The following is a 20,613-nucleotide window of genomic DNA, read 5'->3' as shown; positions in this document are numbered from 1 at the left end:
AGCGCTCTTGCAAACCCACCTAGCATCGGTTGCGAATAAAAACAGACCTGATCAGGGAGAGACAATCTTGGACACTGGTGCGGCGGGCGTAAGCGCCCCTTGGGAATGGAAACCTCCCGAGAACTGGCCTTGCATGTCGCTCGCCGAAGTCGAAGCCACGCTGTGCGCTCCGGGGATGCCGTTCGAGATGGAAACAGCGGATATTCGCGGTGTTTCGACGCGGGTCTGGAAAAACGCGCCGGCCAGTATGCGTATCTTGGCCGACCACGCGCGCAGCCATGGCAGCCGACTGATCACCATCTACGAAGACGAGCGGATCACTTACGAAGCGTGGTATCGCGCGGTTGCCAGCCTGGCCGAGGATTTCCGCGCGCGCGGGATTGGCAAGGCTGATCGCGTTGCCATCGCCATGCGCAATTTGCCCGAATGGCCGGTTGCCTTTTTCGCTGCCACCGCGATTGGCGCGATTGCCGTTCCACTCAATGCTTGGTGGACCGGCGACGAATTGCAGTTCGGTCTAGAAAACTCGGGCGCCCGGATGCTGGTCTGCGACGGCGAGCGGTGGGAGCGTATTGCCCCGCATCGCGCCGCCTGTCCGGCGCTTGAGCACGTCGTGGTCACGCGAGTTGACCAGGCCGACGCCTCGGTAGAGCGGCTGGACGGCATTATCGGCTCCTCGCACGACTGGCCAAACCTGCCCGACAGATTGATTCCCGACGCTGCGATCGCTCCCGATGATCCGGCGACAATTTTCTACACCAGCGGGACCACCGGGCAGCCCAAGGGCGCGCTTGGCAGCCATCGCAATCTGACCACCAACATCCTCTCCAGCGCCTATGCCGCCGCGCGCAGCATGCTGCGCCGTGGGGAAGAGCCGACGCCTGCCGGACCCAAGGTCGGGTTGACCGTGATCCCGCTGTTCCACGTGACCGCCTGTTCGGCCAGCCTGATGGGCCAGCTGTTTGCCGGGCACACGGTGATCTACATGCACCGCTGGGAAACGGTGAAGGCATTCGAACTTATCGAGCGCGAGAAGGTCAATCTCACCGGCGGAGTGCCGACTATCGCGTGGCAAATGCTCGAACATCCCGATCGCGACAAATACGATCTCTCGACCCTCGAAAGCATTGCCTACGGTGGTGCGCCAGCCGCGCCCGAACTGGTGCGCAATATCCGCGAAGTGTTCGGTGCGATGCCCGGCAATGGCTGGGGCATGACCGAGACCATGGCCACCGTTACCAGCCACGCCGCCGAGGATTATCTTAACCGGCCTGACAGCTGCGGACCGCCGGTCCCGGTGAGCGATCTCAGGATCACCGATGAATTGGGCAAGGAACTGCAAACGGGCGAAGTCGGCGAATTGTGGGCACGCGGTCCGCAGATCGTGATGGGATACTGGCAACGGCCCGATGCAACGGCGGAAACCTTCATCGACGGCTGGGTCCGCACCGGCGATCTCGCGCGGCTCGACGAAGAGGGCTTCTGCTATATTGTCGACCGAGCCAAGGACATGATCATTCGCGGAGGCGAGAACATCTACTCGAGCGAAGTCGAAAACGTCCTCTACGACCACCCGGCGGTGACCGATGCCGCGATCATCGGCCTGCCGCATCGCACGCTGGGGGAGGAGCCGGCCGCACTTGTCCACCTCGCCCCCGGGATGGAGGCGAGCGAGCAGGAATTGCGGGACTGGGTTGCCGCGCGGCTGGCCAAGTTCAAGGTGCCTGTGCGGATCGTGTTCGTCGAGGATACCCTGCCGCGAAACGCGAACGGCAAGATCCTGAAGAAGGACCTGGGCGCGTTGTTCTAGACCTGGTCGCGCGGCTCGCTCACCCGCCAGAACACGATGGCCAAGGCGACGGTGATCGATGCGAATGCCACCACGATGAGCGGCGCAAACCCCAGCGCGGCGATGGCGAGCCCGGCGATGATCGGCCCGATTGACGAAACCGCGCCTTCGACCGTGGTGGTCAGCGCGATACGCATGGGGATGTCTTCGTGCTCGCCGAACTCGAGCACCAGCGTCGATGCTGCCATCATCCAGCCGGCGAACCCGAAGCCTAACAGCGCGAAAGCGGCATAGAGGACTACCCCGTCGCCAAGCACCAACAGAGCCAGCCCGCCCAGGCTGCAAACGAGCGCGCCGAGATAGACCAGCCGGAAGCCGAAACGATCGCCCAATTGTCCCCAGGCCAGATTGCTGACCGTCTCCGATGCGAGGAAGGCGAGGCTGAGCGCGCCAATCACGTAGCCGTCTAGGCCAAGCTGCTTGCCAACATAGAGCGTCCAGAACGGCAGGCCGACCCGGGCGATGCTGGAAAAGCCATGCGCAAACAGGAAGGCGCGGTATCCGCGGTGGCGGACCAGCTCGCGGAATTGTCCCCATCGCTCGCCCATCGGCACCGGCACGCGCATTCGCGGCGCCTCGGGCTCGCGAATGCCGAATTGCAGGACCACCAGCCCGATCGAAGTCAGCAGGAAAGCAAACAGGAAGGTCGTGGCATAGCCATTGCCCAGCCACTCGCGCTCGATGATATAGACCCCGGCCGCCCATGCCAGCCCGGCCGCGATGCCGCCGCCGAGCAAATTGCGCATGCCCTGCAGCCTTCCGCGCCGGTCGATAGGAATGACCTTGGCCATCAACATCTGGAACGCCACCCGTTGCGCGCCCTGGAAAAAGCCGAGCATGAGAAAAATCGCCAGCGTGGCCCCGAACAGGATCATCCCGTCGAGCCACCATGCGGTAAGCGCCAGCGCGAGCACCATGACCCGCATTAGCGAGCCGACTGTGATAGCATAGGGCAGGATGTGGCTGCGGCTCTCCACCCGAGCGCCAGAAAAGATCGGCGAAGCCGTGCCACCCAGTTGCAACATCGCCATGCCAAGGCCAACTGCGGCCGCGCTACCGGTCTGGAGATAGAGATATGCCGGGATGATGGTCGGCGCGTAGATCAGGCGAAAGCCGGTCATCCCGAATACGCCGTGAATCAGCGTGGCGGCATAGTTGCGCCGCAAATTACCCTCGACAAAAGCATGATGGCGCACCCAGACAGCCTCGTCCGGGCGCGCCATACTCGCGTCGCTATCCCCCTCGCTCAATATCCGGCGAGCTTGGCGTAGCGATCCTTCAGGAAGCCACTATTGCCCCAACTTGCCTCGAGCACGCGGGCGCGCTTGAGGTAAAATCCGACATCGTATTCGTCGGTCATCCCGATCCCGCCATGCAGTTGAATGCCCTGCCGGCTGATTGTGTGGAGTGCGTCATTGGCGCGGGCCTTGGCGATGCAGGCCGCCTCGGGCACCTTGAAACCGGTGTCGAGCGCTTGCAGCCCGGCCTCGACCGCGCTGCGCATCATTTCGAGCTCGGTATAGAGATCGGCCATGCGGTGCTGAAGCGCCTGGAATGAACTGAGCACCTGGTTAAATTGCGTGCGCTGCTTCAGATAATCGAGCGTGTCGTCGAACACCTGCTGCGCCATGCCCAACATCTCGGCTCCGGTCATGACCCTCGCGCGATCGAGGATGGCCTCGGCCAGGTCTTCACCACCTCCTGCCAACTTGTCCGCCGGGGCATCGGTGAAGGTTACTTCGGCATGGTCACGCTGGTCGGTGAGGCTGCGCCTCGACAGCGAAACACCTTCGCCCTTCTCGACCAAATAAACCCCGTCGCTCGCCAGCACAACGAACAGGCCGGCACTATCGGCCTCGTGCACGAACGGCTTGGCGCCGGTCAGCTTCCCTTCCGATACGGTCGCCGTCGAATTCGCGCCGGCGTGGCGCTCTGCATCGTCAAAGGCGAGAGTTCCAACAAGGTCACCGCTGGCGAGCGGCGGGAGATACTTCTCCTTCTGCTCCTGCGAACCGCCGAGAATAATCGCGCCTGCCGCGAGTGCGCTGGCCACCAGCGGGCTGGCAGTAAGCGTTTTGCCCATTTCCTGGATTACCAGACCAAGGCTCATCCAGCCAAAATCGCTGCCACCGAAATCCTCGGGAATGATGACCCCGGTCCAGCCCATTTCGCGCATCGCGCCCCAAGCTGCCGGATCATAGTTTTTCCCACCATCGCGAACCTTGCGCCACGCCTTCACGGGGCTTTCGTTCTTCGTCCACTCCTGCGCCAAGTCGCGCAGCATGGTCTGTTCTTCGTTCAGGACTGCCATGTGTCCAAGCTCCCCTTACTGGTGGTCCAACATACCAAGAATGCGCTTGGCGATGATATTGTTCTGGATCTCGGTCGAGCCGCCATAGATCGTGGTGGCCTTGCCAAAGAGCCAGCCGCGTACCGACTGCAATTCCTTCTCGGAAAAGCCCTCGCCTTCCCAGCCAAGGCCCTTGAAGCCCATGATCTCGATCAGCATCTCGGCGCGCTGCTGGCCGAGCCGGGAGCCCGCGTTCTTGAGGATCGAGCTGATCTCCGATACGCCGCCTGCTGCCTTGGATTCCTCCATCGCGCGGCGCGCGGTCAGCAGGAAGGTGTTCCAGGCCATCTCGAACTCGGCGATACGTCCGCGCAGATCGGCATCAGCGAGTTGCCCGTTCTCATCGGTACCGAGATAGTGTTCGGCGATTTTCGACAACGGCTGCGCATTCAGGGCAGCGAGCGCGCCGCCACCGGAAATATTGGTTCGCTCATGCTGGAGCAGGCGTTTGCCGATGGTCCAGCCCTCCCCTTCCTCGCCGACGAGGTTTTCCTTGGGCACCTTCACATCGGTGAAGAAGGTTTCGCAAAACGGGCTCATGCCGCTGATCATGGTGATCGGCTTCACTTCGACGCCAGGCGAATCCATGTCGATCAGCAGGAAGGAGATGCCCCGGTGCTTGTCGCTGCGGTCGGTCCGCACGAGGCAGAAGCATTTGTCGGCCCACTGCCCGCCGCTAGTCCAGGTCTTCTGCCCGTTGACGAGGTAATGGTCGCCCTTGTCCTCGGCGCTGGTCTGCAGGCTGGCGAGGTCGGAGCCGGCATTGGGTTCGGAATACCCCTGGCACCAGCGGATCTCTCCGCGCGTGATCGGCGGGATATGTTCGTTCTTCTGCGCCTCGCTACCAAATTCGAGCAGTGTCGGACCGAACATCATCACGCCCATACCGCCGATCGGGTTCCAGGCTCCGGCCAATGCCATTTCCTGTTCGAGCACCTTGGCCTGTTTCTTCGTCAGACCGCCGCCGCCATATTCCTTCGGCCAAGTCGGTGTGCCCCAGCCTTTCTTGCCCATCGCCTCGCGCCAGGATTTCTCTTCCGCCGTTTCCTCGCCCGGTCCCTCGACTGTGCGCATGGCGTTGCCCTTGCCCTTGAGGCTGTCGGGAAACTTGTCCGCCAGGAATTGCTTCACCTCGTCGCGGAAGGCGTCGAGGTCATCCTCGGGCCTGGTATCGGCTACGGTGGCCATGCTCACTCTCTCCTCGGTCTTTGAGTCTTATTTTGCTACCTATGCCCCATGTGGGCGCGCAGCAACAGGGGCTTGCGGCGGTATGCCTAACCGCCCCCCGGCCCGGCAATGGGGGTATCGCGCACCATCGTCGCCTTCGCCTGCGCCTCCCGTGCGGCAAGGATTTCCAGATTACGCAGGTGCGAGGCTTCGGTGATCGGATAAGACAGCAGCAGCAGCGATCCGATCGCCCACAGTGAAACAGTGAGCGGCACGTAAAAGAGGATCAGACTGTCCTTGATCGTTTTGCTGACCCCGGTCGGATCGGCGCCAATGGGGAAGTTCGACAGTTCGAGCACCAGTCCGGCAATCAATATCCCCAGCCCCACCGCCGCCTGCGATGTGAGGCTGTTGACCGAAAAGAACAGGCCAGCATTATGCCGTCCGCTCTTGACGGCATGGTCTTCGACCGTGTCGGCGATCATGCCGGAGGCATTCATCAACGAGGTAGCGATCATTGCGTGGTAGACCGCGCCAACCGCGAACAGTGTCGGCAACAGCCGAGCGTCACCTGGCTGGAAGAACAGGTCGAAATAGGTCAGCAGCAGTGGCATGACCCCGATGAGGATCCCCATCAGCCCCATCGCCATTGCCGCGTTTCGCTTCCCGAACCAGCCGGACAGCCTGGGTGCGAGCGGCGCCGCAATGGTGGCGGCAACCAGGTTTTCGACTGTCAGGATTGCCAGCTGAGTAGCAGTCAATTCGAAGACATAGGTGCCGAAATAGATGGTCATCGCCGTGTAGAGGCCAATGGCAGTCTGCTTGGACAAGGAGTAGCCGAAGATCGCCAGGAACGGGCGATGGGTAAAGGCATCCGCCATTTCGCGCGCATGATCGCGCAAGGTCAGCTTTACCGACCGCTCCCGCACCTGCCGCAAATAGGGAATGCGGCTTTTCGTGCCAAACGCGCTGGTGAGGACCGCCAGCGTAATCAGTATTCCGCCGCTAATTGCGAACCAGACATAGCCCTGGGGGTTGAGCTGGCCGCGCGAATATTCGGGCGTGGCGACGAAAAAAAGCATCAGGCTCATCGCGGCGAACCCGAAAGCACCGATGTAGCCGAACCAGAACCGCAGCGCATACAGGCGGGTCCGTTCTGAATATTCCGAGGTCAGTTCTGCCCCCAGTGCCGATGACGGTATCTCGTACAAGCTCATGCACGCCCGGGTCAGCGAAGCCATGCCGAATACCCATGCCCCCATGCCGAGGTCGGTCAGGCCAGTGGGAGGGAACCACGTCAGCGCAAAAAAAACGCCCGCCGGGATCGCCGCGCCGAACAGGTAGGGATGGCGCCGCCCCAACCGGCTCCGTGTCCGGTCACTCACCCGGCCGATGAGGGGATCGACGATGGCGTCGACCACAAGCGTCAACGCAATCGCAGTCGACACGATATAGGCCGGAACGCCAAGCACCTGGTTGAAATAAAGTAGCAGGTAGGTGGCGAATGCGCTGGTCTTGATCCCGCTTGCCAGCAGGCCCGTGCCATAAAGCCATCGCGTGCGGGTGGGCAGCGGCGGAACCTGCGATGTCGTATTCTCGGTCAAGCGATCGCGGCCCTGTTTGCGTTGCGAACCAGCAGCCTAATGGCTGGGGTCGCGAGCACAAGTGGCATCGACCAACGCAACCGCGATTGCGCTTTGCCTTGCGGTTAGAGACAAGCCAAGATGCTGCTGAGCCACCGGAGGACCCCAGCCATGACCGTCAGCCCCGAACACACCCCGGTCATCGTCGGGGTCGGCCAGGTAAATGATCGTCCTGAAAAGCCACAAGACGGGCTCGACCCGACATCGCTGATGACCGAGGCGCTGATACGCGCCGATCGCGACGCTGGCGGTGACTGGATAAACAGGGCGGATTGGCTCGGCATTGTCGGCCAGATCGCATGGCCGCAACTCAACCCGATCGCGGGCAAGGTTGTCGAAGCGCTCCGCATCTCGCCGGCCCATGTCGAGGAAACCACGCCGCATGGCGACAATCCCGTGCGCCTGCTCAACCAGGCCGCCCATGCGATTGGTGCGGGCGAGGCCAAGGTTTGCCTTGTTACCGGGGGCGAGGCGCTACGCACTGCCGGAGCGCTGGCAAAGATCAAGGCGGCTCACGAGGCCGGTAGCGACAAGCCACCCAGGCACGATGCACTGCGCGATGCACCGCATCGGCGCAAGATTGGCTACGCACAAAGCTATGGCCTGGTCCTGCCGGTAGACGTTTATCCGTTGTACGAAAATGCCTTCCGCGCCGCGCAGGGGCAGACCTTGGGCGAAGGACAGCACGAAACCGGGACGATCTGGGCCGGTTTCTCGCAAGTCGCCGCCGCATCCGAGAGCGCGTGGATCCGCAAGCCGCGCGAGGCGGAGGAGATTATCGCGCCCGGCCCAGACAACCGCCCCATCGCCTTCCCCTACACCAAGCTGCAGGTCGCCAATTCCGCGGTCAACCAGGGTGCAGGCTTCATTGTCACCAGCCTGGCCGAGGCACGGCGGCGCGGAGTGCAGGACGATCGGATAGTATTCGTCGGTGCCGGTGCCAGCGCCTTTGAGCCAGAAGATATCCTCGCACGTGATGGCTATGGCGCGTCTGCGGGGATGGAAGCCTCGATCAGGCAGGCGATGGCCTACAACCACTTGTCCGTGGAGGAGCTCGATCATGTCGAACTCTATTCCTGTTTCCCCTGTGTGCCAAAGATGGCTCGGCGCACGCTTGGCTGGCCGCTGGACCGACCAATGACGGTGTTCGGCGGCCTGACTTTCGGAGGCGGCCCGATTGGCAATTACATGAGCCACGCCATCGCCAGCATGGTCGAGAAACTGCGCAGACAGCGCGGGACCGGCCTGCTGTTCGCCAATGGAGGTTACGCGACCCACAGCCACACCATCGCTCTCGGCAGTGCGCAGTTCGCGCAAGTCACTTTCCCGCAAGATTTCGACGTCAATTCTGCTGCTGACGATCTGCGCGGTGCGATCCCGCCTCTTGCCGAGGATTATTGCGGCAGCGCGGCGCTCGAATCCTACACCGTGCACTACAACCGCGATGGCAGTCCGCGCATGGGGACGGTGGTCGCGCTGACGCCCGATGGCGCACGAACCCTGGCGATGGTTCCTGGTGACGACGGAGCCGGAATCGCAGGTCTTACCGATGGGAATTCGGAACCGGTCGGGCGCGCAGGTTCGATCGTGCCCGGCTCCGGCGGTGATGCTCTGAGGATCTGGCAGTTCACCTAGTTCTTGGTAGACCCGATCTCATCGCGGACGGTTTCATCGGGAACCCGCCAGTACCGTTCCATCTTGAGGTAGGTGAAGGACGCGGTCCAGCCGACTAGCACCAGCCCGTTCAAGGCCTCGATCCCTGATACGATACGGATGCCCCCATGCGGGTAGAGATCGCCGATGCCGAGCGTGGTGTAAGACGTAATCGAGAAATAGAACAGGTCGGCGAAGTTGGTCCCTGTAATACCCCCGATGTCGCCCAGCCCGCCCGAGCGGATCATGCCGAGATAGGCTACCGCGTAAATCAGTACTTGTACCAGGTGCGAAATCATCGCCACTGCCAGCACAACCACCATTCGCGCACGGGGGTTGATTGGCAGGTCAACAATGAGGTTGGAGGTCGAGCGCAGGCACTCGTAGTGGATCGCGATCGTCAGGGCGATCAGGACGAAGGATATGAGCAGCGCTGTTATCATGCCGGTATCGTTGTCCTCTTGCCGCTGAACACGGCTTGCCAGTTCTGGATTTCGGAAAACACGATGTCGTCAGTATCATGAACGATCCGCGCCACCTGCGAAAAATCAAGTCTTTCGGGCGAGGCGGCCAGCATCGCCTCGATCCGGTTCGCGATCTGGTCGAGTTCATTCGCGGTGACTTCGGAAATCTCGGCAAAGCGTTCGAAATCGGCAAAATAGCGGATCGCGGCTATCGCGCCGCCGATGGTCGGCAAGGCGACGGCAGCGACGGTGAACCACTTGGCAGTCTTGCCGAGCAGACTGCCGTCGATCAGCCCGGCGGTCTCCATGCCAGCCAGAACGAGGTAAAAGGCGACGAATAATACGGCTGCGGCGAAGGAATATTCGGACATCTTGTCGAGCCGGTGATGGACCTTTTCGAGCCTCGCGGCCTTGCCGTGGTGATAGGACCGCTGCGGCAAGACGTGGTGATCGCGTAGCATTTGGAGCACGGCGTGGAGATAGGCCGTGTCAATGCGCAAGCGCGGCAGGCCGACAGCCCCTATGGCGTGGCGGACATACCATTCCGGCCACCAGTTCTTGACGCCGCGGGGCCAGCGGCCTGCTGCCCGGGCCACGCCGAGCGCGAGGAGATATGGGCTGTGACGCAGGTATTCGGCGGCCCTGCGACTTTCGAACCATCGGCCATGCAGCCTGCGGCGCTGGCCATGCACAGTATTGTAGATGATCAGCACCAGCAGCCCCAACTCGATTGCGGCAAATATCCATTTGCGGCTGACATCGACAAGCGGCAGGTAAAGCACCCCTACAATGATGGCTGCCGCACCGAGAAGAAAATTGAGCACCATTCCCGAGCGGTAACGATCGGCAAGGCCGGACGAGATTGCATCGGTCCAGGCAAACCTGCGCAGTATCTCGCGCTCCAGCCTCGTCGCCAGCTGGGGGTCCTGTCCCGGCAGCGCGGCGATCGATTGCAACAGCGTCTGCCCGCTCCCCGCGCCAATCTCGTCCGGCGTTTCATAGCGCTGGTGGAGCGAGGCGAGGCGGTCGCTCCACCGTTCGCGGCCGAAGAATGTCTCGATCCTGCGATAGACGTGGCCACTCACGATACTGGTATCGCGCCATGTTTCCGGCGCGATTGCGGCGATCCCGGCAAAGCGGCCCTCTGTCACCGGTTTGTCCAGTTCGAGCGCGCTCTTGATGTGGTCGGCGAGCGCGGTGCAGGCCTGTTCGGAAGTTTCATGCGTGCGGGCCGCCAGTTCTTCGGCGGTGTGATAAAGCCGCCATTGGTGTGGACGGGTGGGATCGATCCACAGAACCGGCACGCCAAGTTCCAGCGCCGCAGAAACCGTGTGCCCGGTGCCACCCACAGAATCGACCGATCGGCCGTCCCAAACTGCGATGACCAGGTCAGAATGTTCGACCAGCAACGATCCGGCGATCGCCGCCCGACGCGATGTTGCAATCTGCAGCATCTCGTGGACGGAATGGTTATCCGTGTTGCCGAGGCTGTCGAGCAGGAGCGGGATTATCACCTCGTCCTGGTCGGCCAGTTCAAACAGGCAGGCGCGATCGACTAACGCGTCAAGCGCCGCTGCACGGGTGCCGGTACCGGCATCGCTGGGTGTACCACCCGACAAGAGCGCGCGGGCGTCTTCGACTGAGGAAGCATGCGCGTTGATAGCGGTGTTCAGCGCACGGCCGAAAGGGAGGGGCGCCGTCAGGTCCCAGCCGCGATCGAGAGCCTGCTGCGCGGCCATTTGGTCGGTCCCGTCCGCCAGCAGGGTTACGAGCCGAGTGGTGCAAGCCTTGCTGGCCTCGCCCTCCGCGCTCCGGCCCGCAATTCCGGCGACGATGGTGTCGATCTGCGCAAAGATTTCCTGAAATGCAGCATCGAGCTCGCGCGGCACGTCCGGGAATGCGGGATGGCTCCCTCGGTGCCCGGTAACGCCGACAACCAGGCATGGCCGTGGCAATTCGGGAGCGAAATCACGCGGCGATGCTTGTCGTTTCTGCACCTGTTTCTACCCCCCGGCTTGAAAAGCAAGCCTATCGGTTCCGCAATTGCTTCACAAGACTTGTGGGTTTTCTCAAACTGGCCTCACCGATGGGCAAGAACTACCGCTGCTCGACTGCATGTGCATCAATTGACTTTCCTGCCGACTGCTAGATACTCGACGCGGGGGAGGCTACTGGTGGGGTTTCCAGAAATTCAGAAGACAGCTCTACGCTGCGACAGCGGCGCGTGAGCGAGGGCGAACGTCCAATCCGGATTGCCGTGATTGGTGGCGGCTGCGCCTCCATGACAGCTGCCTGGGAACTTTCGCGACCCGAACACCGGGGTAAGTACCAGGTCACGGTCTACCAAGAAGGCTGGCGGCTTGGTGGCAAGGGGGCCTCCGGCCGCGGCGCCAGCGGCCGGATCGAGGAACACGGCCTGCATATCTGGCTGGGCTTTTACGACAACAGCTTCCGCATGATGCGCCAGTGTCACTCCGAACTGGCCGCTCAAGGCATGGGCGACGTCTTCGGTGACTGGCGAGATGCCTGGACACCAAAGAACGATATCGCCCTGTGCTCGCAATCGAGCGACGGCGGTTTCACCCATTGGCGAGCCCATCTACCGCCGCGCCCTGGCCTGCCGGGTGATCCATTGCCATCCGATGCCGGCTTCAGCCTGACCCACTACCTCGCCCGGGCCTTCGACCTGTTTCGCGCGCTGCTGCTAGACACCACGGTCAATGGCCACGGCGTCGCCACTGCCAGCCAGTCAAGCGAAGATCCCGACCAGCTGGTGCGCCGGCTGACATCGCTTGTGCGGCTCGGGACCTTCGCACCGACGGCCGGGCTGGCCCAATTGCTGGGCCTGCTCTCCTCGCTCAGCCGAACGGCCACGCCCGACAATGCCGACGCACTGTTTGGCGGCGTGGAGCAAGCGTGCGCGTCGTTGAGAAAGTGGCTCGAGGACCAGTGGCTGGCCGACAACGAGAATCGCTATCTGTGGGAGATCGCCGACCTCACGCTGGCCACAATCGTCGGCATGACGCGGCACCGCATCTGGTTCGATCCGCGCGGACTCGACGCGATCGACGATTATGAATGCCGGGAATTCCTGCACATGCACGGGGCTTCGATACGATCGTTGCAATCGCCATTCCTGCGCGGTCTCTACGACCTCTCGATGGGCTATGAAAACGGCGACCTGACCCGCCCTTCGCTTTCGGCAGGGCAGGGCCTGCGTGGCACCATGCGAACATTCTTCAGCTATCGTGGCGCGTTCATGTGGAAGATGCGCGCTGGCATGGGGGATGTCGTTTTCGCTCCGCTTTACCTCGCCATGAAGAACCGCGGGGTGAAGTTCGAATTCTTCCACCGGCTGACGAATATGGGCAGGGCGCCAGATGGCGACCATGTCGATCGGCTGACCTTCGATGTCCAGGCCCGCACCAGGTGCGGTAAGCCTTTCGAGCCCCTCGTAATGGTCGCCGACAAGCCGTGCTGGCCTTCCCGCCCGGATTTCGATCAGCTCGTAAAGGGCAACCGCATGGCCGCGGAGGATTGGCAGTTCGAATCGCACTGGGATCGGCGCCGCGCTGGTGAGAAGACGCTCAGGGTCGGCGAGGATTTCGATATGGTCGTGCTGGGTGTCGGCATCGGGGCTGTGCCCTATGTCGCCAGCGAGTTCGTGGAGCGCGATCCGCGCTGGAAATCCATGTGTGAGAACGTCAAGACGGTCGCCTCGCAAGCCTTTCAGGTCTGGCTCGACGAGGATCTCGAGCAGCTCGGCTGGGAAGGCCCGGCCTATATTACCGGCGCCTTCGCCAAACCGTTCGATACCTGGTGCGACATGGCTCACGTCGTTCCCGAAGAGGGGTGGAAGAGAAAACCGCGCACCTCAGTTTATTTTTGCGCTGTCCTGCCCGACCCGCCCGACCCGCCTGACGATGATGACCAGGCCTATCCGGCCCGTCGCACCGCCGAGGTCCGCGATAACGCCGCGCAATTCTTGCAAGGTCCGATCCGCGAAGTCTGGCCAAATGCGTTTGACGCCGATGGTGGCTTTCGTTGGTCAATACTGGCTCCGCCCGATGACGGTTCGCATGATGGCTCACCAACAAACCACTTGCGCTTTGACAGTCAATACTGGCGCGCCAATGTCAATCCTTCGGAGCGCTACGTCATTCATACTCCCGGCAGCTATCGCCACCGGATCTCTCCACTCGACATGACTTACGACAATTTGACAATCTGCGGTGATTGGACCGATAGTGGTTTTCACTCGGGTTGTGTTGAAGGGGCCGTAATGTCCGGCCTGCTTGCGGCGCATGCCATCTGCGGATCGCCGAAACTCGAGGATATCATGGCCTATGACCACCCCTGAGACGCCTACTGAAAAGCGCTCGGCCTCGTCGCGGGCCAAGCGCAAGCCTCCTGCTCGCTCCGGCCCGATCCGCAGCGGAGCGCAAATGGCCAAGGGGAGCGTCCCGGACCAGGCCGGCCATACCTTGAACACCAAGCATGCCGCGCACAGCGAGCCTGCCGCATATGCCGCACACTCTGGGCCTGCCGCACACTCGTCTCCAAGTCCCCAGGCCAGCGCCAGCGTCGATCCCAACTTCCGTCCCGAATCGAACGGCGCCGAAGGAGTGATCAACGACGCTGTCGCCGAGGCGGTGCGCAACGCTTACCAGGTGCTGGGCGATACGGTCGCACAAGGTCGCATCGCTGCCGACCAGTTTCAGCACGGCGATTATAATATGCGCGATGTGCCAGTGGACGTGCGGATTCTCGGTCAACGGATGATCAAGCTGGCGCGCGACCTGAGCGAGACAACTTTCATCGTTATCGAGCAATTGCTGCGGCAGATGACGCGCATTCCGGATGCACCCAAACTAGGCGCCGCGCCCTCAGTGCCACCCTTTCCGACCGGGAGCGGGATGTCTGCCCGGGAGCACAGCGACAGGCCACCATCAAGTCATGCTGGGCCCGGACCGCAACAATCGGCCGGGCCTGCAGACGAAACGATCGAACTGGATGTCGTATTTACTGGCAACACTAAGGCGCACGCATTGGCGTCGCGCCTTGCGCGTCCGGCCAAGCCTACCGGCCCGGAGGAACTAAGCGTCACTCCGCTGCAAAGGATCGATGGCAAGGGCAAGGCAATCGAGAAGGTGCGGTTTTCCGTCGACATTGGTGGCAAGCTGTTCGCCACAGTGACTGTTCCAACGCGGCAGGCGCCGGGTCGCTATTCGGGCATCGTGATGGTCGAGTCCGAGGCAGCACCGCTGGGCACACTTACGATCGAAGTGCGGAAATAGACGGTGAACGTGGGCTTCCAGCCGGTGTTCGCACCTGCCGAACCTCCGGCAGGAAGCCTGGTCGCGCGCTATGCCGGCACTACGCGGAAAATGCTCGATCGCTATCTCGCGGTGGAAGGTGAGGCACCCTATCTGGGCGAGCTGATGGCCGACTATCCGGGCCGCGGCGGCAAGATGATGCGCCCTGCCATCTGCATCGCCAATGCCCGCATTTTTGGGGACCAGCTGGCGGAGGACTACGCCCCGGCAATCCGCTGCGCCGCAGCAATCGAATTGTTGCACAACGCTTTGCTTATCCATGACGACGTGCAGGACGGCAGCGAGGAACGGCGCGGTCGGCCAACCCTGCATGCGCTCCACGGTATTCCGTTGGCGATCAACGCCGGCGATGCGCTGATGTTCACCGCCTTCCAGCCGCTGATGGACGCGGTCCGGCCACTCGGCACGGAAGTCACCCGGCAGGTGCTCGAAGTAACCATGGCCATGGCCCGTCACACCGCCGAGGGGCAAGCGCTCGAACTGGGCTGGCGCGATCGCAATGTGAACGGCCTGACCGAAGCGGATTACCTGCGCATGGCGCTCAAGAAGACCGCCTGGATGGGCATGATCTGGCCCGCACAGCTCGGCGTTATCATTGGGTCGGCCGGGTTCGTCGATCCCGAGCGCGTGTTGAGGTTCGGCTATTTCCTCGGCCTGGCCTTCCAGATCGAAGACGATTTGCGCAATCTCTCGCATGACCCCGGCTACGGCAAAGAGCGCAACGGCGATTTGCTGGAGGGCAAGCGCACATTGATGCTGATCCACCTCAGCAGCGCCTGTTCAGACGGTGAACGAGTCCGACTCGACACGTTTCTGGGGCAGCGCCGCGAGGATCGAGCCCCTGAAGACGTGCAATGGTTGGCCGGGCTGATGCAGGAATATGGCTCGATCGACTATGCCCGGCAGGTTGCGCAGGCGATGGGCGGCGCGGCCAGTCACGAATTCACCCTCGCCTATGCGGGGAAGGCTTCCTCCGAAGACCTGCAATACCTGGCCGGGTTGGTCAGTTGGGTGTTCGAGCGGCCATGACGGGGAGGGTTCTCCTATATGGAGCGACTGGCTTCACCGGTCACGAAATCGCCAGGATGCTTGCCGGCAACTGCGACCTCGTCATCGCTGGCCGCAGCGAAGAGAAGATCCATGCACTTGCCGAGCAACTCGAGCTGCCATGGCGCAGTTTCGAACTGGACGATCCGCAAGTGCTCGATATCGCGCTGGAGGATATCGACCTCGTCCTACATGCTGCTGGGCCGTTCACCGTCACCGCGCGACCAATGATGGAAGCGGCACTGCGCAACCGGGTGGACTATCTCGACCTCGCAGGGGAATGGCCGGTCTTTCTCGAAGCAGCCGAACTCCACGGGCGGGCCAAGGAAGCGGGGGTGATGATCCTGCCGGGCATTGGGCTGACAGTTGCCGCGTCCGATTGCCTTATGGCGATGGCCAAGGAGCGTTGGCCCGATACTGTCCGGATGTGCCTCGGCATCTCGCGCGCGCAGGTCATTTCGCGTGGCAGCGTCGCCAGCGCGGCCCAGATGATGGATCCCCGCGTTGTTGTCAGGCGTGAAGGCGAACTGGCCACCGTGCCAGCGGGCAGCCTCGTGCGCTCCTTCGATTTCGGTGCCGGGCTGAGCGAGGCTACCGCGATGAGCTGGGCCGATGTCATCACCGGAGCCGTCACTACGGGGGTGCCGGATATCGAGGTCTATTCGGAAATGCGCTGGGCCGAGAGGGCGAGCTATCGGCTTTCCGCCATGGCCATGGATGTGTTCGGCGCCGCGCCAGCGCAGACCTTGGGCAAGGCAGTGGCGAAACTTTGGCCCCAGGGACCTGGCATGGAGGCACGCGGACAGGCGAGCTTCGTCATGGTCGTCCACGCACTTGATTCCTGGCGGCGCGAGCGGCGCATGGCGATCCGCACCCGTGACGGATATAGCTTCAGTGTGTTGACTGCCGTGGAGGCCGTCCATCGGATCCTCGCCGGCCAGAGAACAGACGGATTCCAGACCCCCGCGCTGGCGTTCGGGCAGAATTTCATCTTCGAAGCTGACGCAGCCCGGCGCGAAGACCCCGAGCGGGAATACAGGAGCGCAGTGGCATGAGGGTCAAAACGACACGCGGACCGCACGCCATTCCCTTCGTCCAGTCGGCGGGCAGCGAACAGGTGCCACCGCCCTATCATTTCCCCAATGTCACGGTGAACGCGTTCGTCTGGCCGGTCGATATCGCCCGCGTGCAATCCTATTGCGACACGAACTTCAATCTCGGCAGCGAGGAAGAACGTGGCTTTGTCTATCGCCCTGCCCCTTTCTGGCCCTACGCGACCCTGCTGTTTCTCGAATACCCAGTCATGATCAGTTCTGGTCGGCTGACGCAGAACATCGGCGAATGTCCATACTCCGACCGCGGGATCATCAGCCAGACCGAGGTCTTCATCGCCGTTCCGGTAATTCGGTACGGCATCGGTCCGGCCGGACTCCTGACCCAGACTACGCTTGAATGGGCCCTTCCGTTCATCGTCGTCGGCAATCCGATGTCGAGCGTGTGCGGTCGCGAAATGCTTGGTCTTGGCAAATTGCTGGCAGATATCGAGACCGGCGAAGGCGATTATCCCGATAGCTTCGCCGGGGTCGTCAAGCTGCCGGGCTGGGAGGATTCTGACAAAAAAGACAACCCGATGAAGAACATGGAATTCCTAAGCGTTTACACCAACCCGGTCCTTCCGACATTCCGCACCAGCAAGTCACCAAAGGCATCACTCGCCACGCTGTTCGATAGCCGCGAGGCCAGCATGGGGATCGAGGAAATTGCCAATATCTCCAATTTCATCACCGATGCCTCGCTGGGGATGATCCCCACCAACATGCATACCGTGGGGCTCAAGCAATATCGCGACGCCAAGGACCTGGATCGGGCTGTATACCAGGCGATCACTACCTGCCGCGCGCGCTATTCGAACCTCGACGATTTCCGCCTGTACGATGAATCTGACATTCGCATCGCCTTTCAGGACAAGGGCAGCTTCCACGAGATATTGCAGGTCTTCCTGGAGGTCGGCGATACGCCGTGCGGCGGTTTTCATACCGTCCAGCCAGCGGCCGGTTTCCGTTTTCTTGCGGATATCGATTTCGACCAGATGCGGGTGATCCATTCCTTTGCAATCGACCGTGATAACGGTCTCCAGCCGATCCCGGCGCAGAGTGACCTGACTGCCAACTGGGCGCGCCCGCTCGAAGGATTCTTCGGCCCCCTCACTCGCCCTGAGCGGAACGCGGAATGACCAGGTTCATCGACAACTTCTCCACCGATCACCTGCTTCCGCCTTGGATCTCCAGAGGCGCGCGCAACTGGGTATTCGTCATCGATGTGGGGGAATGTTGCCTTGAGAACTACCTCAACTCCCACCTCAATTGCGGCGAGCCCTATTTCTACGCGGCCTGCGATCAACCCTTCGGTGTACTGCGGATCACCGAGCACGACGAATTCTCGAGCGGGCATCACAAGAACAGTAACGGGCGAACCTTACAGAAGATCGACGTCACCTGGGCATATCCGGTTCGTCGCTGGAAAGTCTCTCCCGATAACTTCCATTACAACGAGGAGGTTGTCTGGGTCGAACCGCTGGCCTTCGACAACAATAGCTACACCATGTTCTCCAGTCGCGAGATCTGGGGAACCGAAGCCGACATGGCCCGGATCTCGATCGAAGAACACAAACATTCGAGCCGACTGCATATCGACGTGGCAATGGAGGGGATTCGCGAATTCAATCCCAAGTCAAAAAGCCACACGCTCGGAATCATGCATGTGGCAATGGATTCAGATGATTGCACCGAACTCGAGACTGAAGAGTCCAAACATCCGCAATTGAAGGAATTTGTCGACTTACTGTTTAAGAGCGTGCGTCTGGACGGTCAGCCGCCCGATATCAATCGGAACGGTAAGCTTAACACCGTCAAACAGTTTCGCGACGTGTTCAACATGCGTGAGGCAGTCTACCGGGCTATCATAGAATCGCACACCGACCACACCGACGTGAAGAACCTGAAATTCCATGATGGTTCGACGGTCACACTGGACTTCATGTGGTCGGACACAATGAAGGAGGCGCTGACCCAGCAATTCGGCCTCGAATGCACTGACCCCAAAAGACACAAACCTGTCGGCCACCCCGGAGGTTCAGAAATGATTGACGGTGTCGGGGTCGATTGGAACCTGCCACGACTAACTAAGGGTGTCGTGCTCGCCGCCTCGTTTACCTCGGATATTCGGTATGAAATTACCGATACGCTGTACACTTACGGCGATTAACCGCCCGCCGCTGCAGCCTGGCGCACGCTGCGTTTCACCTCGGCCTTGAAATCGTAGGGCGTCCAATCGACGCAGTCCGGCCACTTGCCGGTCTTCACCCAATATTCGCACAAGCCGAGCTTGCGGCACAATTCGATGAAGCGCGTAGTCTTGTTGACGTCGCTCCAGCGGCCAAGCACAACGCCGGGATAGATTGCGCTGGGCCTGTCGCCCTCGGGCTGGAAAATATGATCGAATGAAGCGCGCTCGGCCATCTGCAAGGCCTCTTCGGTCATACCGAGATCCGAAACGCTCTGCACAATATTGAGCGGCACCGTTCCGGTCTTTTCGAGCAACCTCTGGTAGCTATCCAACCGGTCGCGCTTCTTCTCCTCGTCGCCCGACCACAGGGCCTCTGCATAAAGCCGGGTTTCGCGCAGCGCCCATGCCTGCCAGCCATCGAAATCCTCGGCATCCCCGACAGCACCGTCATAGGCATCGCGAAATCCGAGACCTGCTGAAAAGCCTAGCAGCGAAAGCAGGATCCCGGCGTTCTTCGGCCAGCGACGATGGAGCGAAAGGAGCATTCTGATCGACGCCTCGTAATCGCCGACATAGGTGCGCATTTGTGCGACGTGAAGCCGGGCCGAGGGCATCAGTGGGTTGAGTTCGCAGGCCTGCTCGGCCAGCCGCAGGGCCTCGCGAAAACGTCCCACGCTCCAGCAGAACACGCTCATTTCATTGAGCGCCTCGGGATCATGCGGAGCAACAGCCAGTGCCCTGTCGAGCAGTTTTTCGCGATTGCTATATGCACCCCAGGGCTCAAGCCTGGCCAGGGCAACGTGGGCACCAATCCGCTTGGGATCGAGGCGCAAGGCTGTTTCGGCAGCATGTATAACGCCGGTCCGCCCCTCGGCAAAATTGGTCTTCGTATGGGCGGAGCGCAAGATCCAGGCCCTTGCGCCAGCCAGCAATTCCCAGGCCGGGGCGAAATCGGGCGACGAATGGGCAACCTGTTCAAGCATCGGCACGGCTTGGGTCGCGCTGTCGTCGAATTCCGGGTCACCTTCCGCCAAGATCCCCCGGGCGCGAAGAAACAATTCATATACCGAAGGATCGAGAACCGTCGACTTGGCAGGGGGCGCCAGCTTGACTTTCAATGCCTCGGCGACCGCTTCGGCGATATTCTCCTGCAGAGTGAATACATCGTCGAGATCGCCATCGAACCGGTCCGCCCACATCGCATTATGCGTGGCGCAATCGACCAGTTCGGCGGATATCCGCACGCGCGATCCGCTCCGGCGCACCGTGCCGTCCAGCAGGTGGCTAATTCCGAGCGCACCGGCAACCCGGTCGATGGTCTTGTCCTTGCCGCGAAACTGGAAACTGGACGAACGGGCAACGACGCGCAGCTCGGTCAGGCTCGCCACCGTGCGCTGAATTTCTTCCGAAACGCCGTCACAGAAATAGGTTAGCTCCTCGTCGGAACTGAGATTGTCAAAGGGCAGGACCGCCAGCAGGGGAACCGTGTCCTCCAGCACCTCGGTTGCCGACCGGGCTGGTTCGGGTGGCGGTTCGACCGGAACAGGGGTGTGCGGCGTATGGGCCGGCTTGGCGACGAACTTGGCGACGTCTTCAACAAATGCCAGCCAGGCCGGATCGTTCACCTCCCCGGCCCAGTGGCCCAGCTCTGCTGTTTGTGTAAGCTCGAACATGATCGGACGCTCGCAAGCTTCGATCATCGCTGGAACGAGTGTGCCGTTGCGTTCGGCGATGGTCGCCTCTGCGCGCACCCAGCGCGAGCCGACAGAACGCGGCGACCATAGGACCACCACGGCCTTGGGGTGGGGGGGTGGTGTTG

15 protein-coding genes are annotated in these 20,613 nt (G+C 61.6%); 8 read left to right on the top strand and 7 right to left on the bottom strand.

The window, feature by feature from the left end; all coding sequences use genetic code 11:
* The first annotated feature begins 133 nt into the window (after nt 1-133).
* A complete protein-coding gene (locus tag ACXYL9_RS13010) occupies nt 134-1,810 on the top strand; it encodes a class I adenylate-forming enzyme family protein (RefSeq protein WP_459039986.1) in 1,677 nt (558 codons plus the stop codon).
* Here the strand turns inward: ACXYL9_RS13010 and ACXYL9_RS13005 are convergent.
* From ACXYL9_RS13005 to ACXYL9_RS12990, 4 genes are all read right to left on the bottom strand, one after another.
* On the bottom strand, nt 1,807-3,099 hold the full coding sequence (locus tag ACXYL9_RS13005) for an MFS transporter (protein ID WP_459039985.1): 1,293 nt from the start codon (nt 3,097-3,099) through the stop codon (nt 1,807-1,809). The genes ACXYL9_RS13010 and ACXYL9_RS13005 overlap by 4 nt on opposite strands.
* Nucleotides 3,096-4,160, bottom strand: a complete 1,065-nt coding sequence (locus ACXYL9_RS13000; protein WP_459039984.1) for an acyl-CoA dehydrogenase family protein — start codon at nt 4,158-4,160, stop codon at nt 3,096-3,098. The genes ACXYL9_RS13005 and ACXYL9_RS13000 overlap by 4 nt, the downstream gene beginning before the upstream one ends.
* 15 nt (nt 4,161-4,175) lie before the next feature.
* Nucleotides 4,176-5,387, bottom strand: a complete 1,212-nt coding sequence (locus tag ACXYL9_RS12995; protein WP_459039983.1) for an acyl-CoA dehydrogenase family protein — start codon at nt 5,385-5,387, stop codon at nt 4,176-4,178.
* Between the two features lie 86 nt (nt 5,388-5,473).
* Nucleotides 5,474-6,970, bottom strand: a complete 1,497-nt coding sequence (locus ACXYL9_RS12990; RefSeq protein ID WP_459039982.1) for an MFS transporter — start codon at nt 6,968-6,970, stop codon at nt 5,474-5,476.
* A 150-nt stretch (nt 6,971-7,120) separates the two neighbouring features.
* Between ACXYL9_RS12990 and ACXYL9_RS12985 the strand changes: the two genes are divergently transcribed.
* Complete coding sequence (locus ACXYL9_RS12985) at nt 7,121-8,644, top strand: acetyl-CoA acetyltransferase (RefSeq protein WP_459039981.1); 1,524 nt, start codon at nt 7,121-7,123, stop codon at nt 8,642-8,644.
* Here ACXYL9_RS12985 and ACXYL9_RS12980 read toward each other — a convergent pair.
* Both ACXYL9_RS12980 and ACXYL9_RS12975 read right to left on the bottom strand, forming a co-directional pair.
* Complete coding sequence (locus ACXYL9_RS12980) at nt 8,641-9,105, bottom strand: ion channel (protein WP_459039980.1); 465 nt, start codon at nt 9,103-9,105, stop codon at nt 8,641-8,643. The genes ACXYL9_RS12985 and ACXYL9_RS12980 overlap by 4 nt on opposite strands.
* A complete protein-coding gene (locus ACXYL9_RS12975) occupies nt 9,102-11,123 on the bottom strand; it encodes a hypothetical protein (protein ID WP_459039979.1) in 2,022 nt (673 codons plus the stop codon). Before ACXYL9_RS12975 ends, ACXYL9_RS12980 begins: the two co-directional genes overlap by 4 nt.
* A 227-nt stretch (nt 11,124-11,350) precedes the next feature.
* On the opposite strand from ACXYL9_RS12975, the gene ACXYL9_RS12970 reads away from it, so the two are divergent.
* Genes ACXYL9_RS12970 through ACXYL9_RS12945 form a run of 6 tightly spaced genes read left to right on the top strand, consistent with a single transcriptional unit; the run spans nt 11,351 to nt 18,773 of the window.
* Nucleotides 11,351-13,486: an FAD-dependent oxidoreductase gene (locus ACXYL9_RS12970; RefSeq protein ID WP_459039978.1), complete on the top strand. Its 2,136-nt coding sequence runs from the start codon at nt 11,351-11,353 to the stop codon at nt 13,484-13,486.
* A complete protein-coding gene (locus ACXYL9_RS12965) occupies nt 13,473-14,423 on the top strand; it encodes a hypothetical protein (RefSeq protein WP_459039977.1) in 951 nt (316 codons plus the stop codon). The genes ACXYL9_RS12970 and ACXYL9_RS12965 overlap by 14 nt, the downstream gene beginning before the upstream one ends.
* A 3-nt stretch (nt 14,424-14,426) precedes the next feature.
* Complete coding sequence (locus ACXYL9_RS12960) at nt 14,427-15,491, top strand: polyprenyl synthetase family protein (RefSeq protein ID WP_459039976.1); 1,065 nt, start codon at nt 14,427-14,429, stop codon at nt 15,489-15,491.
* Nucleotides 15,488-16,564, top strand: a complete 1,077-nt coding sequence (locus tag ACXYL9_RS12955) for a saccharopine dehydrogenase family protein (RefSeq protein ID WP_459039975.1) — start codon at nt 15,488-15,490, stop codon at nt 16,562-16,564. The genes ACXYL9_RS12960 and ACXYL9_RS12955 overlap by 4 nt, the downstream gene beginning before the upstream one ends.
* Nucleotides 16,561-17,742 carry an acetoacetate decarboxylase family protein gene (locus ACXYL9_RS12950; RefSeq protein WP_459039974.1) on the top strand — a complete coding sequence of 394 codons (1,182 nt, stop codon included), beginning with the start codon at nt 16,561-16,563 and terminating at the stop codon, nt 17,740-17,742. Before ACXYL9_RS12955 ends, ACXYL9_RS12950 begins: the two co-directional genes overlap by 4 nt.
* The gene (locus ACXYL9_RS12945; RefSeq protein WP_459039973.1) at nt 17,739-18,773 is read left to right on the top strand and encodes a hypothetical protein; all 1,035 of its coding nucleotides are present in this window, start codon (nt 17,739-17,741) and stop codon (nt 18,771-18,773) included. Before ACXYL9_RS12950 ends, ACXYL9_RS12945 begins: the two co-directional genes overlap by 4 nt.
* Here ACXYL9_RS12945 and ACXYL9_RS12940 read toward each other — a convergent pair.
* Nucleotides 18,770-20,587 carry a hypothetical protein gene (locus ACXYL9_RS12940; RefSeq protein ID WP_459040070.1) on the bottom strand — a complete coding sequence of 606 codons (1,818 nt, stop codon included), beginning with the start codon at nt 20,585-20,587 and terminating at the stop codon, nt 18,770-18,772. The genes ACXYL9_RS12945 and ACXYL9_RS12940 overlap by 4 nt on opposite strands.
* Between the last annotated feature and the right edge of the window lie 26 nt (nt 20,588-20,613).

The organism is Qipengyuania sp. CAU 1752, assembly GCF_054482615.1.
This window is presented reverse-complemented; position numbering and strand designations above follow the sequence as displayed.

Excerpts from the sequence above, each read along its gene's own strand:
- ACXYL9_RS13010 (WP_459039986.1), top strand. The coding sequence starts at position 134 with ATGTCGCTCGCCGAAGTCGAAGCCACGCTGTGCGCTCCGGGGATGCCG.
- ACXYL9_RS13000 (WP_459039984.1), bottom strand. The coding sequence starts at position 4,160 with ATGGCAGTCCTGAACGAAGAACAGACCATGCTGCGCGACTTGGCGCAG.
- ACXYL9_RS12995 (WP_459039983.1), bottom strand. The coding sequence starts at position 5,387 with ATGGCCACCGTAGCCGATACCAGGCCCGAGGATGACCTCGACGCCTTC.
- ACXYL9_RS12985 (WP_459039981.1), top strand. The coding sequence starts at position 7,121 with ATGACCGTCAGCCCCGAACACACCCCGGTCATCGTCGGGGTCGGCCAG.
- ACXYL9_RS12980 (WP_459039980.1), bottom strand. The coding sequence starts at position 9,105 with ATGATAACAGCGCTGCTCATATCCTTCGTCCTGATCGCCCTGACGATC.
- ACXYL9_RS12965 (WP_459039977.1), top strand. The coding sequence starts at position 13,473 with ATGACCACCCCTGAGACGCCTACTGAAAAGCGCTCGGCCTCGTCGCGG.
- ACXYL9_RS12955 (WP_459039975.1), top strand. The coding sequence starts at position 15,488 with ATGACGGGGAGGGTTCTCCTATATGGAGCGACTGGCTTCACCGGTCAC.
- ACXYL9_RS12950 (WP_459039974.1), top strand. The coding sequence starts at position 16,561 with ATGAGGGTCAAAACGACACGCGGACCGCACGCCATTCCCTTCGTCCAG.
- ACXYL9_RS12945 (WP_459039973.1), top strand. The coding sequence starts at position 17,739 with ATGACCAGGTTCATCGACAACTTCTCCACCGATCACCTGCTTCCGCCT.